At 51.0% G+C, this 14,178-nt stretch carries 11 protein-coding genes; all 11 read right to left on the bottom strand.

Going from position 1 to position 14,178, the window contains the following annotated elements; genetic code table 11:
- Positions 1-37: 37 nt before the first annotated feature.
- Positions 38-1,024, bottom strand: a complete 987-nt coding sequence (locus ICL55_RS14970; protein WP_188098619.1) for a DUF5007 domain-containing protein — start codon at positions 1,022-1,024, stop codon at positions 38-40.
- A gap of 8 nt (positions 1,025-1,032) precedes the next feature.
- Positions 1,033-1,725 (bottom strand): fasciclin domain-containing protein, encoded by a 693-nt coding sequence (locus ICL55_RS14965; protein WP_188098617.1) that lies wholly within the window; start codon positions 1,723-1,725, stop codon positions 1,033-1,035.
- Between the two features lie 18 nt (positions 1,726-1,743).
- Entirely contained in the window at positions 1,744-3,249 is a 1,506-nt protein-coding gene (locus ICL55_RS14960) for a RagB/SusD family nutrient uptake outer membrane protein (RefSeq protein ID WP_188098615.1), read from the bottom strand.
- An 18-nt stretch (positions 3,250-3,267) separates the two neighbouring features.
- On the bottom strand, positions 3,268-6,435 hold the full coding sequence (locus tag ICL55_RS14955) for a SusC/RagA family TonB-linked outer membrane protein (protein WP_188098613.1): 3,168 nt from the start codon (positions 6,433-6,435) through the stop codon (positions 3,268-3,270).
- Positions 6,436-7,243: 808 nt separating this feature from the next.
- Positions 7,244-7,426: a pinensin family lanthipeptide gene (locus ICL55_RS14950; RefSeq protein WP_188098611.1), complete on the bottom strand. Its 183-nt coding sequence runs from the start codon at positions 7,424-7,426 to the stop codon at positions 7,244-7,246.
- 78 nt (positions 7,427-7,504) lie between these two features.
- Complete coding sequence (locus ICL55_RS14945; protein WP_188098609.1) at positions 7,505-9,637, bottom strand: TonB-dependent siderophore receptor; 2,133 nt, start codon at positions 9,635-9,637, stop codon at positions 7,505-7,507.
- A gap of 2 nt (positions 9,638-9,639) precedes the next feature.
- Positions 9,640-11,085, bottom strand: a complete 1,446-nt coding sequence (locus tag ICL55_RS14940) for a DUF3526 domain-containing protein (protein WP_188098606.1) — start codon at positions 11,083-11,085, stop codon at positions 9,640-9,642.
- Positions 11,069-12,448, bottom strand: a complete 1,380-nt coding sequence (locus tag ICL55_RS14935) for a DUF3526 domain-containing protein (RefSeq protein ID WP_188098605.1) — start codon at positions 12,446-12,448, stop codon at positions 11,069-11,071. Before ICL55_RS14935 ends, ICL55_RS14940 begins: the two co-directional genes overlap by 17 nt.
- A 13-nt stretch (positions 12,449-12,461) precedes the next feature.
- A complete protein-coding gene (locus ICL55_RS14930; RefSeq protein WP_188098603.1) occupies positions 12,462-13,172 on the bottom strand; it encodes an ABC transporter ATP-binding protein in 711 nt (236 codons plus the stop codon).
- Positions 13,173-13,230: 58 nt separating this feature from the next.
- Complete coding sequence (locus ICL55_RS14925) at positions 13,231-13,566, bottom strand: hypothetical protein (RefSeq protein ID WP_188100686.1); 336 nt, start codon at positions 13,564-13,566, stop codon at positions 13,231-13,233.
- Positions 13,567-13,629: 63 nt separating this feature from the next.
- Positions 13,630-14,055 (bottom strand): hypothetical protein, encoded by a 426-nt coding sequence (locus ICL55_RS14920; protein WP_188098601.1) that lies wholly within the window; start codon positions 14,053-14,055, stop codon positions 13,630-13,632.
- Between the last annotated feature and the right edge of the window lie 123 nt (positions 14,056-14,178).

Raw genomic sequence — 14,178 nt, 5'->3', positions numbered from 1 at the left:
TAAAGTTACTTTCAGGGCGATCACTTTTTTTTAACTATCAGACGCTTTTTCTGGTGACTTTCGGTATTTTGACGGTCACTTCATAGGTGCCCGGGACCAATAGCCTGAACGAAAACCGGGGATTCACGCTATAGACGGGGTCGTTTGTTGGGGCCACACCCGGATCTATTTGCACAAAGTCGCTGGGTATCCTGTAATACATCAGATAACCATATCCCGGTACTTCCTTCAGCGGGAAAGGGGTAACCTCAAAATCACAGATCATGGTCGTGTCGGTGTACTGTACCGGATGGAAACGGGAATAGCTTTCAAACAGCGGCCTGTCGCCGCGTTTGATCAGCTCTCCCGCTTTCGGGTTGAACGGCTTGCCGTTTTTGTCCGTGACTTTCAGTATCACCCGGAATCCATCTATGGACAGCTTTTTATAACTGACGTCGGGTGAACCGATATCGCCGCTGGTGGTAGTGTTATTCTTGAACCAGGCGCAGCCCTTGCTGATGTCCTGGAACTCCAGCAGGTACAATTGCAGTACGGATATGTTCTTGAATATCTTGGTACCTCTTTCATTGGATACGCTGATATCGAAAGTATAATTACCATTGGGAATATTGATGGACCCGTTGTTGACGATCAGCTGCCCTGATTTTTCCACGATCTGCAACGGCGGCACGCGCTGTTTGGTACGGATCGCATTCAATTGTTCCACGGTAGTGTCCCTGTTGGGATCGAACAGTTTCGTGAATACCAGTATTTCCTGTGAATCAGTAAAAGCCTTGATCGATTTACCGGTGGCGAGCTCGCGGATATCCACCAGCTTTACGCTCAGCGGATAGCTGGTGCCATCGCCCTGGAAGGAGCGGGCGTCTGCTGTAAAGTACGTGCCTTTGGGCACGCGGAAGGTATCGTCCACGTACCTGATCTGGTCACTGATATAACCAGGGACAACTTTTTTGCAGGATATAAAGGCTGCGATGATCAGCAGTGCCAGCAGCCCTTTTTCGTATATGTGATGGAGTAGTTTCATAGTCTGACTTATTTAGGTTGCTTGGCAAAAGTGAAATTATGTGAGTTGCCGATGACGTGTACCACCCCGTTGTTGGTGATAATACCGGACGACTGGATGATGTCTTTTACATCCCGCTGTGATTCCGGCAAGGCGGCCAGCGAGTCGGGATCTGCCGGGTCCCGGGTACCGAAGATTTTAGTGATATAGATATACTTCGGGCGCTCGGTGAAGCCGGCATTTACGTAGGTGTTGCTGGGATCTTCTTCCAGGGTGACGAGACGCTGCTCTCCGTCTTTAGCCGTATATAGCGTGCCGTACTTACTCAGTGAGTCACGGATAATATTTCCCGGGAAGATATAGGCCCGCAGGGAGTCTTTCAGGCTGGGGAAATCCAGCTGGTCAAAGTTGAACACCAGGTTTTCATCGCCGGTCTGTAATTGCAGTCTGGTCTGTACCACGTTCTTTACATAATTGTAGATGCAATAATTGGTCGGTGCGAAGAAAGTGGTGTTGTTGGCGTTTACTTCGTCTTTTAATCCTGTCTTATCGATCAGAAGGACGAGCGTATCAAACAGGTGGTTGGTATGAAGATATTCATACGTGCTCCCGTTGAATTTGGCGGAATGCAGGTTTCCGCCGGTGATATAATCCTTTTTGCAGGACTGGAATGCCACCAGCATAACACAGCAAAAGAGGGTATAGTGAATGATCTTTTTCATGATCTTTTTTTTAGATGGTTACAGTCTTCCGTTCCAGTAAGGTGTTTGTTTCATCAAAGGATTGTCTTTGAAGATATCCCGGTTGATGGGCCAATATGTTCTGCCGTAATTGGCATTGCCCGGAGTGAATGAGCCGGAAAGCTTGTCGTTAAAATCTCCCAGCTTTTTGGTGCGACAGAGGTCCCAGTAAGTCTGTCCTTCGGCATATAATTCTCTCACTCTCTCGTATACAATAAAAGTGAAGAGGTCGTCCCCGGTAAGGGAGGGATCGGTAGGTGTTACACCGGCACGTTGGCGGATCTTGTCTACCAGTAAACGTGCACCAGGCTCATCACCAAGTTTGGAGAGCGCTTCTGCGCGGAGCAGGATGATATCTGACAGACGGGAGATCAGGATGTTGTTGGAGAACCAGGGGTCCCGTTTGATATCACCGTCTTTATAGATAACGCTGGAATACTTCCTGAGCATGGGCCATCTGCCATCCAATGCATAATACCACACTTTGAAACGCAGATCGGTCGTATCGTCGCTGAAGCGATCATAGATTTTATCGATCGTTTCCATATTCACCAGCCAGGGCACGTCGTCGGTATTAACCGGCTTGCGGGTGGCCAGGAAGGGGTCGTACAGCGTTCTTTCACCGATACCTTTTTTGGAGCCTTCGTTTTGATTGTAGTTGATATTGATTTCGAAGATGCTTTCGGTAGAATGCCCGAGGGTCATCTTCACATAGGTGGCGGAGTCAGTGATGAACGTGAGGTTAAATTTGCCGGGATTGTTCACGATCTCGCGGGTGTTCTCTTCACATTTGGCATAGTTGCCCATCCAGGCATAGATATGAGCTTCCAGTGCCAATGCAGTAGCGAGACTGGCCCTGACGCCACGGTCGCCGGTGTTCTCGGTCGTTACCGGCAGCAGTTTCTTGGCCTGTTCCAGATCGGCAATAGCTTGTGCGAGTACTTTCTGTTGTGCCTCGCGGCCATAGTTTTTAGCTTCAGACACATCTTCCACGGCATCGGTAACAAGTGGTACGTCTCCCCACACCTTTGAAATGAAGAAATAGTTGAACGCACGGAGATAGTAGGCCTCGCCGAGAAAATAGTTTTTCCGGTCCTGCACTTTAAATGCGTCAGTGGGGATGGTAGGTATTTTCCTGATCAGCAGGTTAGCCTGAGCGATGGCTTTGTAGAATGGTGTCCAGTCCTGCAGGTTCTCCAGGTAACCGTAATAGGAGCCGTCAAAGGAGCCGTCGCGCAACTGGTGTATGGCATAGTCGCTGCCATAGGTGATCAGGAACGTGTTACAGGGTACATCACCGTATACGTAATAGCGGTTTTCGTTGGTCAGTGCGTCGCGGAGGAGGGAATAACCGCCCAGCAGGCCGGCGAGCGCATCGTTTTCATTCTGCCAGTAAACACCGCTGGATGGCGTTTCCCGTGGATTTAGCTCCAGCACTTTTTTACAGGATATCACCAGTATGCTGGTCATACACAACAGGCAGGTAATTATATGGATTCGTTTCATATCTATTTATTTTAAACGTTAAAAGCCCAGATCAATTCCCAGTGTGAATTTTGTGGGGATAGGATACCCGTCGCCGTCATAAATACCATAGGCATTCACGGCTTCTGCATCCGGGATAGTGGACCGCTGTAGGGTGAACACATTATCCATGATGCCGTACACCCGCAGCCGGTTAAGACGCAGTGTTTTCAGTACGCGCGGATTAAAGGAATAGTTAACGCTGATGTTTTTCAGGCGGCAGTACGACCCATTCTGGATATACATCGTGGAGCCGTCCAGCCATGCGTAGTGATAGTCACGATCAGCCGAACGCAGGGAGAGTGAGGGGATGTCAGCAACGTCTCCCGGCTTCTTCCAGTAGTTGACTTTGCTCAGATCGAAGAGGGCGCCTTTGGCCAGTTTGGTTTCACCGTCATCACCGCTGCCGTCGAACAGGTTGACGTAGCGACGGATCATATAGGAGTTCAATATCTGGCGTCCCAGGGTGAACGTGAGAAAGAAAGAAAAGGAGAATCCTTTGTAGGAAATGGTGTTGTTAATACCACCGGTATATTTCGGATTGGGATCACCGCCTACGATCTGGTCCATCGGTTCTTTGATATTGAAGTTGCCTACCTGGTCCACGATGATGGGGTCGCCGGCTTTGTAAGCTACGCCCACTACATTTTTCAGCGGCTGACCGGTGAGGTAGTCGAAAGGCACGTCGGAGTCTTTGGAGTAAACGCCTCTGTTTTCGAATACGAACATCTGGTTGACAGGTTTACCTACATCCAGCAGATAGTCGAAGCCATAGGCGCCACCGTTATAGGACACGATCAGGCTTCTGCCGCCGTTAGGCAAACTGGTGATCACATTCTGGTTATAGGAAATATTGAAGTCGGTGAACCATTGTACGGCGCTTTTTTCCGACAGGTTTTTGCTGTTGATCATGAGCTCCACGCCGGCATTGCGGATACCGATGGCATTCGTCTTGGCCAGGTCATACCCGCTATATATTGGCAGCCGGTAGTCGAAGAAGCCCCTGCTGGTACCGCGGGAATAGGCGTCTACGGTGAGGCGTATACGGTCTTTAAAGAAAGTGGCCTCCAGCCCGATATTGCTTTGTATGGATTGTTCCCACGAGAGGTTTTGTTGCGCAATCCCGCTGGTGTAGTTGGGGATGATCACGGAGCCACCGTTATAGGTGGTAGCGGGGGAGTTGTTCTTATCGCCGAATTTGGCGGCATTTACCGTGTAGGTGTTATAGCCCAGGTAATTTTCCTGTGGCTGACTTCCGGTGATGCCGTAGCTACCTCGGATTTTCAGGTAACTGAGCCAGTTGTCGCTGCCTTTCATGAAAGGCTCGTCACTGATGATCCAGCCGGCTGACACGGAGGGGAAATAACCCCAGCGGTTGTTTTTGCCGAACTTGGAAGAGGCATCGGCATTAAAAACGGCAGACAGCAGGTATCTTGACTTGAAGTCGTAGTTCACCCTGGCAAACAGGCTTTGAAGGCCATATTCCTGGAAGGCGGAACTGGCGGTGCTGAAGTTCTTGTTGGCGGTGTTTACGGTGTTAACATAGTCGCTGGCAATGAAGTCGGCATCGGCATACGTATTACGGTAAGCGTTGTATTCCATATTCTGTCCGCCGATCAGGTTCACGGTATGCTGGCCTAGTTTTTTCGTGTATTCGAGGGTGTTAAAGATGGTCAGGTGCTCGGATTTATCTGCGAAGGAAGAAGCGAAGCCGAAGCCGTTGTCCCTCACCACGCTGGGTGAATAGTAGTCACGGTTGGAATTGGACGCCTCGTAGGAAACAGTGGTATTGAACATCAGTGAGGGAAGGACCACATAGTTGAACACGGTGCTCAGCTGCAGGCTGTTGTTAATGTTCTTGTCCATCTTGCGGCCGTTGCCTACCAGAAAGTCTTCACCGGAAGGGGTAAGCCTGTAAAACGAGGCGGGCAGCGCGTCACTGTTAAAAGAGAAGTTACCACCGGTACGCTCATTGACGGAGCGCGGCCGGTCTGTTCTGTACAGCCGGAAAATGGTGCGGTTACTGAGCTTCGGCGTGATCTGTATACTTACGTTGGAGATCATGCTGTATCTTTTGAAGCCGGTATTTTTCAGGATGCCTTCTTCGTTATAGTGGCCGAGGCTCACGCGGTAGTTCACCTGGTCTGTGCCGCCGGAAATAGACATGTCATAATTGTGGATCATGCCCCGCTGATAGAAAAGCCCTTGCCAGTCGGTGTTATTATTGAAGGTAGGGTTGAGGCTGTCGGTCAGCATCTGGGGCAATTTGTAATTGTCTTCCCATTGGTTGTACTGGTTGAGCACATCCAGTTTCATTCTGCGTTCTTCAGCCCCGGTTACCAGTTCGGTGAGCTTACGTTGTTCTGACATACCATGGTAGGTGCTGAAATTGAACTGCGCTTTTCCGGCATGTGCTTTTCTTGTTTTGATGATAATCACCCCGTTAGAGCCCCTGGAACCATAGATGGCGGCGGCGGAAGCGTCTTTCAATACATCGATGGATTCAATGTCGTTCGGGTTTAAACCCGCCAGCAGGTTGGTATTGGTGCCTTGTCCGTATGTTATCTGGCTGATATCGTCGGTGGTGGTGGGGATACCGTCGATCACGAAGAGGGGCGAACTGACGGCCCTGGCCGCATCGTAGCCTCTGAGCACGGACGTGTTGCCCCTTACCACGAAGCTATTGCGTACTCCCGGCTCACCGGAGAAATTCTGGACGTTCACACCGGCTACACGGCCTTGTAGCAGCATGTCAAAGCTGGGGGCCGGGATGTCTTTGATCACATCTCCTTTTACGCTGGAGATCGCGGCGGTATTCTTCTTACGGGACACTTCCTGGTAGCCGATCACCACTACGTCTTTGAGCGATTTTGAATCAGCCGACATCGTGATATTCACATTGTTCTTTCCATTCACGTTTATTTCACGTGACAGATAGCCGACAAAGGAGAACAGCAATGTTTTCGATGAGCCTTTTAAGGTGATGGTGAAGATGCCATTGCTGGCGGCGGTGGTGCCATTGGACGAAAGTCCCTTCTCAATAATGGTAACACCCGGAAGCGGTGAACCGGTTTCGTCCCTGACGATACCCGTTACCTTCAGGTCCTGCGCCTGCACGGATAGTGCAAGACACAATAAACTTAAAGCATGTAAAAATTGCTTAATCATTGTACTGTTTTTTTGGATGATGATGGTTGATAATAGGCATTGCACGGCCTGGCCCTGCTATAGCAGCGCCTTTTGCCTGTATACAAACAGGCTGGTCAGTTGGAAGATTTTATGAACTTAACAGGCAATAACCGGCCATGCCCTGTGGTGACAGGGCGGCGGATAGTAAACTATCGTTCATAAAAAATTACATCTGCATGCCGTGCAGATACGGCTTAGCTGCCACGAATGTGGTCCCGGAAGAGGAGTGTAGACATGTTATTGATTTTTGGTTGATGGGAAGATGTTATGCATGACGTATGCATCACCTGTTTTTCATTATTCAACGGTTAAATCCAGTGCATTAGAATCAGACAGATCTCCTTTCCTTTCAGAAAAAAGCGTCAACTTAATTCCGGCAGGAAAAAATCATTGGAACAATACATTATCAGCGTTAGTGAGAAGAATGGTTAAATCAATTTAAATTTTGGTTGACATAAAAAAATTTAGAAGCTAACTACACGCGGCCCGCGACTAACAAATCAAGGATAGAATAACAACGTTTTTTCAGTGTTCATTTTTCTTCAACTAGCTCATGCTTTCATTCGTTGTGTAACGGTTTCGAAATTGTCTAGTAAATTAGGGCTTAAATCCCTACTCAGGCTGCATTGGATTGTTTTCTGACAATTTGTTTACAAAGCTCTAAATTATCTTGCAGTTATTGGTAAAGAGTATGCAAATATTGTGCTGTTTGGGGCGAAAAAAGAAGGCTGACCAAAAGTAGCTTCCTACTTTTTGGCCAGCCTTTTACTTTTCCGTTCGTATAACCTTAGCAGATGATGGTGGTGCACAGGTGGTGCTCATCATCTGTCTGCAGGGTATGCGTGGGATGGCTTTGGCCTGCCAGTCCGCCGGCGAGGCGCATGTTCATTTCGTTGTCGAGGCTGGTAACGAAGCTGTCAATTTTCAGATCGTCGATGCTCAGCTGGAGATGGATGGATTGTTCTTTCATAAAATAGTGTTTTTGATAGTTAATGCCTACTATTATGGGGTTTCGGCTTATCCCCTTATTGCGCAATAGTTTTGAAGACTACAGTCTGATGCCCGCAAAGGCTTTGAATGAAAGCGGTGCTCCTTCTATATAGTAGTAGCTTTTAACACCTTCATGAATAGAGCCGATGAGAATGTCGCCACTGGAGAAATATCTTTTATTGGTGAGATTGTCCGCTATCACGCGTATGTACCAACGACCGGCATCCCAGGCAACGCCTGCGTCCAGTTTCGTATAGCCTTTCAGGTATACGTCCGGCGTATAGGTGGCGGTGCGGGTGACGGTGCTCTGTCCGGCGCTGATGCTCAGCCGTGCCTGTGCGGTCACCGGGATAGCATACTGCACCCAGGTGTTGATCATCTGTTCCGGCGTAAAGGCCAGCCGGGTACCTTCATTTTCCGGGCGGCTGTCTTTACTGGTAATAGCATACGTATAGGCGTAGTTGGCAGATACGGTGAAGCGGTCGGACAGCCGTCCGATGATGTCTGCTTCCACACCGGTGCTGGTAGCCTGCCCTATCTGCCGGCTGAAACCGGGATGTTGCAGATCGGATACCAACAGGTTGTTTTTGATGATATGATAACCTGCCAGTGTGGTGATCAGTTTACGCTGGAACCATTCGCGCTTGGCGCCTACCTCGAAGCTGTTGCCCCGCAAGGGTTTGAAGTTGTTCCCGGCAAAGTCGGCGCCAGCCTGCGGAATAAACGACTGATCGTATACGGCATACACGCTGGTGTTTTCACCCAACAGGCGGGTGATACCCAGCCGGGGAGAGAAAGCGGTTTCATTTCGAAGGGGCGTCTTCGCGTTGGTGGTGACGGGCATATTGAATGTAAAACGACCGCCATAGTTGAAGAGCCAGTTTTGGTGCACCCGGGTGGTATTGTAGACAAAAGCAGACCACCAGTTGTTTTCCCGGACAATCAGTCTCGGTTTGCCTAATGCCTGCACGCTGTCTTTCGGTAAGCCATACTGTGGCTGGTTCCGGTCGAATACAAATTTGTATTGCCCATAGGCCACGGAGAAATCGTCTTTGCTGTAATTGTAGTCGATGCCTGCCACCAATTGATGGCTGACGGAGCGGCCCGTGTGGAAAGTACCGTTGATATACGCCTGTGCTGCCGCTACCCGCCCGTTGACATAGCTATATTGCGACATGCGCCTGGTGATATTCGTACTGTCGAAATTAACCGGGGAGTAGTTGTCGGAGAGCAACGACCATGCGGCGCTGGGCGTAGCGGTATACTTCGACTGGATCGTCATTTTCCATCGGCTGTTGAAACGATGGGAGAACATCAGTCGCACGCTTTGGGACATGGTGTAAGACTGCGGCAGATTCGGATCGCCGGCGTAGTTGTTGCCGATGCGGTGTTGCAGTACATCTGCCTCGGTACCGGTTTGTGTGACGCTGCTGCCGCCGTCGGCGGTCATGCGTATGAGGTTGTACTCTGCCAGCAGCCAGGTACCGGGACTGAAGTTGTATTGTATCACCGGCGACGCGATGTATTTCCGCGTTTTGATGAAATCCTGAAAACTTTGTTGTTGCTGATAGGCGGCGTTGATACGATAGGAAAATCCTTTGGGCTGTACAGCCCCGCCTACGTCGGCGGCTACACGCAGGAAGCCGAAACTGCCGCCGGCGGCTTCTATCTGCCGGATGCGCTGTGGGCCGGGCGTTTTGGTGGTGATATTGATACTGCCGCCGGGTTCGCCGGAAGAGAGCAGAAAACCGGCGGGACCTTTGATGAAGTCCACCCGATCTATCATGGCGGCATCGTCTATGAGCGCGCCCATGGTGCTACGCTGCGGCATACCGTTGACATAAGTGATGGCGCCAAAGCCCCTGACCATCACCGTGGTGGAGGCATCGAAGACGGAGCTGTTGTACCCCATCTTTACACCGCTGGCGTTGCGGGCGATGTCTTTTATCTCCAGCCCGCCCTGTTCGCGGACCAGTTCACTGGTCACGGAGGTGATGTTTTGTGGTGTCTCCAGCAGCCGGCCTTCCAGTCGTAAGGTAGACGACATGCTGTCTGCTTTCATGGTTTTCTTCTTGTCCAATACGATGACTTCCCGCAATCGTTGTTTGCGCAGGCTGTCGGTATGATGCTGGCCATAGCTGTACAGGGAGATGGTACTAAGACCTATTAACACAGGTAATGTTTTATGCATGTTCATATTTTATGGAGATCAGTCAGTTTTCTTTTCAGCACCAGTGTCCCGGCGCCCAGCCCGGCGGCGGTCAGCGCCAGCAGGTACAGGATGCCGCTACGCCAGCGGGCAGGACTTTCAGGGTCGTAGGATGGATGATAAACCGGCAACGACTGGTAGGCTGCATCCGTTAGCAGCTGGTCATGAAAATGTCGCTGGTAAAAGAATTGTTTCCACTGGTCCCGGAAGCGGCGGGCCTCTTCCCGGAAATGATCATAGTCGGCTATATCCGTGCGGGAGATACTGTTGAGCAGTAACTGCGTGTATACTGCCGGGTTATATCTCAATGAGATGTTGAGCATTTGTTGGCCGGTATGTTGGTGTGCTTCCTGTGCATCAACGATACGTTGCATGCGCTGGTCTACCAGGGAATAGTAAGCCATCGCGTGACGGGAGCTGGTCATGCCTGTATCGTAGGCCTGCGCATTGCGGTAGTGTGGATAACGCTGATAGAAGCTGTCCAGCAGCTGTCGTTTGGGAAGGTCCCAGGTGTCCCATTCCAGCGCTCGCTGCACCGCGGCATTAGCTGCGGTATCATCTGTCCGTGGCCGGGCAGACATCAACCTATAACCGGCGGGTAATACAATCAACAGCAACAACCAAAGGCTGAAAAGTGATATCAGATTGGTAGTGGTATGCAGGTTCCAGGCAATCACAAACCAGATGAGGCCCATCCAGAAAGAGAGCCAGACGGCAGTTACACCCACCCAGGCAGCCCATTCCATCCAGGGGAAACCCTGTTTCGGGGCAGACAGGGCCATGCCCACCGTGACTATTATTACCATCCCCGACAGCAGAAGGAGGTACCTTATCAATAACCTTAACAGGAGTAGGCCTGTGAGTGCGCCATGTTGTACCAGAAGCAATGATAAGGTGCCTTGTTCTTTTTCCTGTGATAACAGCTGGCAACTGATGCAAATGGCGAGTAACGGCATCAGGTAAATCAGCAGGAAGGCCGCATCAAAATTGCCGGTGGCCAGTTGCAGCGGATTGCTGATTTTTTCTTCGGTAGGCGCGTAGCTGCTCTTCACCGCAATGGGGTAATAGTATTTTGCCAGATCGCTCATGCCGATGGACAATGCAGCTCCCGGCGATGGCGGGTACCACACAACGGCATGCAGCCGGTGATCGGCCACGATAGGCCAGGTGGCGGCTATGTAAGCCGCTTTGCCCTGTGGCGTGCTGGTGTCTGCCTGTAGTTGGGCGCGCAGGGTGGTGAGCTGTTGTTGATAGTGCTGTCGCAGACTATCCACCGTCACCTGTCGTTTGGCCGACACCGTATGACCATAATACAACGCTATCAATGCCGCGGGCAGCAGGATGGCGGCAACGACCGGCAGTAGCCTGGTACGGCATAGCAAGCGCCATTCCTGATGCGCCACGGACAGGTATTTATTGAATCGATGCATGTTTGGCAGAACGGTTTAAAAGTGAGATACTGATGATCAGCCATAACAGCAAAGACAGCGCGGGCAACCACTGTCCACGGAGCACCTGCGCGGTGGCAGGCGGCTCATAATGAAAAGCGGGCATCTGCCGATAGAGGCTGCGGCCCTGCTCTCCACCATAAGCCATGGCGTTGTTCAGGCGGCGGATGAACATGTTGCGGTACTGCACTGCCGCCTGATTAAAATGATACTGATGCGCATAGTCGGTGCCGCATAGCGCCATGGAAATACTGCGGATGGCGAGATAGGGATCAGCCAGTACCAGATAATGTTGCACATTGTTTTGCAAGCGTACCAGGCTGTCGATCTTAGCACCATATTTTTCGTATACCCGTTGGGCATAGTCTTCATCGGCCTGCAGCCTGATCGCGTCAAAGTTCACCGGCAGCTGCTCAGGAGAGCTAACCTTATACTGCTGCAACACGGCCTGTTCCAGGCGGGCGGTACGGGCATCTCGGGGATCGTTGCCATCGATGCCTGTTTTGATGGCCTGATCGATTTTTTCCTGTATAGCTGGTTGGGATGGTAATGGATAAAGCGCTTCTCCCGTAGCTGCCGCCAGCCGGGGCAGCAGGATGTGCCAGCACAACCAGATGCCGCATAGCAGTAGTAACGACTGCCCGGCGTGGCGGGCCACGGTAGAGAGCCATAGACCGAGCATGACGAAGATGCCGGCATAACTGCCATAACTAACCACCAATAGTAAGATGTGGGGTAACGCACCGGAAGTGGTCATCATCGGGAAATACAGTAACATAGACAGTAATAGCATGGCCGCCATGATAACCAGGTACAGCAGGGCCTTACCGCGTAGGATGCTGCGGAGAGTGGCGCCCTGTATCAACTGTAAGCGCAGCGTGCCACTGGTTTTCTCCTGGGTATAACTGTTGAAACACAGGAAGAAAAGTAACAGAGGAAAGAACAGTTGTAGTACTGTTGCGGGGGTGAGTGCACCAAAGCGGAGATAAACATCAGCAGGGGTCAGGGGAGGGGTGGCCATGGTGTGCTGCACATGGGCTTCAATCCGCATGGCGTTGCCGGTGAAGGGTTCTAGTCCACTGTCGAACCGGCTCAGTGGTGTGAGCGGTTTGAAGATATAAGTACCGAAGTGGGCTGCGCTGTGTGGATCATCAGCGCGCAATAGTTCCCACTGCTGGCGGAACTGCCGGTTGGCCGCTTCCCGTTGTTGCTGCTCCTGCCGGTACAGCAGGCGGGAGCCGGCTGCCGCGATGCCGGACAGCACCAGTGCAGACAACAGGGTAATGGCCACGGTGTAATTACGCCACACCATGTGCCATTCTTTGATGGCAATTATACTGAACATAACAGGATGTTTGTTACCAGGTGGATGTTTCCATGTATTCCATGTAGCTGTTTTCCAGCGTGTAGTGGTCTATGGCCGCAGCGTCCATGATGGTCATCAGGTGCCCGTCCCGCATGATACCGATGCGGGTGGCGACTTCTTTGGCGCGGTAAATATCATGGGTGGCCATCAGTACGGCGCGGCCTTCCTGGCTGAAGCGGCGCAGCAATGCGGAGAATTCATTGCTGGCACTGGGGTCCAGCCCGGAGGTGGGCTCGTCCAGCAACAGAGCGCCAGCTTTTTTAGCGGTGGCTATCGCGATGCCTACTTTCTGCCGCATACCTTTGGAATAACGCTGTACCGGCCGGTGAATGGCGGATTCCTGCAAACCAGCCTCCAGCAATAGCCCGATGGCGATGGGTTTGGGAAGTTGTTCACCGGTGAGCGAATGGAAAAAGGTGAGGTTCTCCAGACCACTCAAATACGGATACAAGGTAACGGTCTCGGGTATATAAGCGAGATGCCTTCGTGCTTCCTGTGGCCGGCTAAACACCGATATTCCATTCACCAACGCTTCTCCGGACGTGGGAGCGAGGAAGCCCAGAAAACAACTGATGGTAGTGGTTTTGCCGGCGCCGTTAGGCCCCAGCAGGCAGAAAATTTCACCTTTGGCGACAGACAGGTCCAGCGCATGCAGCGCGGTATGCCGGCCAAATGTTTTGGTTAACGCAATAGCTTGCAGCATAAGTTACAGCAATACGGGTACAATGAAACAGAAATGGAAAGTGTCTTTGAGAAAAAGATCACGCGGCCGGAGGCCCTCTGTTGGCCTGCACTTGTTGTGCGCCAGGGTGCCCGTTTGCTGTAATGAAAGAGAAGGTAATGTATGGAATGGATAGTAGTGGAGGAGAAGAAATAAAATCCGGAACGGTGGCATCTTTGGCCAGCTGAAAGTCACAGATGTCGCACGCATGCGATGTCTGCAGCTGTTGGTCGTTCAGTCCGTGATGATGCGTCGTATAGCCCTGGGCGGTAGCCGGGTGGTGGTGAAGCAGTTTTACCATCTGCACAAACACCAGCAGGGCCATCAGGAAGAAGGCTGTTAGTCTGCGGGTGATATGAAATGGTGTTGGGTGCATAGGGCAAATATAGGATATGTATTTTGAAAATGAAACGTTGTTGCAAAAAAAATCTGCAAGTTGTTAACCGGGCCAGTCGAAAAACTCGGCGTCCTGCCAGTTGACGGCAGCCGGTTTTTCTTCCGGGCGCCGGAAGAACTGCGTAATAATCGCCAGGGCCGTGGTCATGCTCACAAAAGAATGGGTCGGTACATATTGTTCATCACCGGCGTCGGTGGTGGTACGGTCATGCATATCCGTAACGCTGTACCATGCGGTGCCACGGCGGGTATCAGGAGCATTGTAGTCATACCGGAAAGAAATTTCATCAGGGGTCCGCATAATAAAGAACAGCACGATCGCAGCACCTTCATCCATCAGGTACTCGAAATATCCGCCATTGGTTTCCTGGAGATCTTTTTGGCGAAGCCGGCTGAAGACATCTGTTACCGTTTCCAAAGCGATGGCCTCCTGATAGGTCTGGTCGAGCAGTGTGGTATAGATAAGCATATGATCAATATAGCTTTTTTCTGTTGATTTTACTGTATTTTTATAGCATCCGATGCTGGTATATCATTCGGAGGTGCATGTTGAAAGCGGGTTTGGCAATGGAATGAATTTTAAACATTAAAT

The organism is Chitinophaga varians, from assembly GCF_014529945.1.
Lineage (GTDB): Bacteria > Bacteroidota > Bacteroidia > Chitinophagales > Chitinophagaceae > Chitinophaga > Chitinophaga varians.
The sequence above is the reverse complement of the archived record's forward strand: the minus strand, read 5'-3'. Positions and strand labels throughout refer to the sequence as shown.

What these genes read in the sequence shown, in the direction of transcription:
- ICL55_RS14965 (WP_188098617.1), bottom strand. Translation starts at nt 1,725, where the DNA reads ATGAAAAAGATCATTCACTATACCCTCTTTTGCTGTGTTATGCTGGTG.
- ICL55_RS14920 (WP_188098601.1), bottom strand. Translation starts at nt 14,055, where the DNA reads ATGCTTATCTATACCACACTGCTCGACCAGACCTATCAGGAGGCCATC.
- ICL55_RS14970 (WP_188098619.1), bottom strand. Translation starts at nt 1,024, where the DNA reads ATGAAACTACTCCATCACATATACGAAAAAGGGCTGCTGGCACTGCTG.
- ICL55_RS14955 (WP_188098613.1), bottom strand. Translation starts at nt 6,435, where the DNA reads ATGATTAAGCAATTTTTACATGCTTTAAGTTTATTGTGTCTTGCACTA.
- ICL55_RS14925 (WP_188100686.1), bottom strand. Translation starts at nt 13,566, where the DNA reads ATGCACCCAACACCATTTCATATCACCCGCAGACTAACAGCCTTCTTC.
- ICL55_RS14960 (WP_188098615.1), bottom strand. Translation starts at nt 3,249, where the DNA reads ATGAAACGAATCCATATAATTACCTGCCTGTTGTGTATGACCAGCATA.
- ICL55_RS14950 (WP_188098611.1), bottom strand. Translation starts at nt 7,426, where the DNA reads ATGAAAGAACAATCCATCCATCTCCAGCTGAGCATCGACGATCTGAAA.
- ICL55_RS14935 (WP_188098605.1), bottom strand. Translation starts at nt 12,448, where the DNA reads ATGTTCAGTATAATTGCCATCAAAGAATGGCACATGGTGTGGCGTAAT.
- ICL55_RS14945 (WP_188098609.1), bottom strand. Translation starts at nt 9,637, where the DNA reads ATGCATAAAACATTACCTGTGTTAATAGGTCTTAGTACCATCTCCCTG.
- ICL55_RS14930 (WP_188098603.1), bottom strand. Translation starts at nt 13,172, where the DNA reads ATGCTGCAAGCTATTGCGTTAACCAAAACATTTGGCCGGCATACCGCG.
- ICL55_RS14940 (WP_188098606.1), bottom strand. Translation starts at nt 11,085, where the DNA reads ATGCATCGATTCAATAAATACCTGTCCGTGGCGCATCAGGAATGGCGC.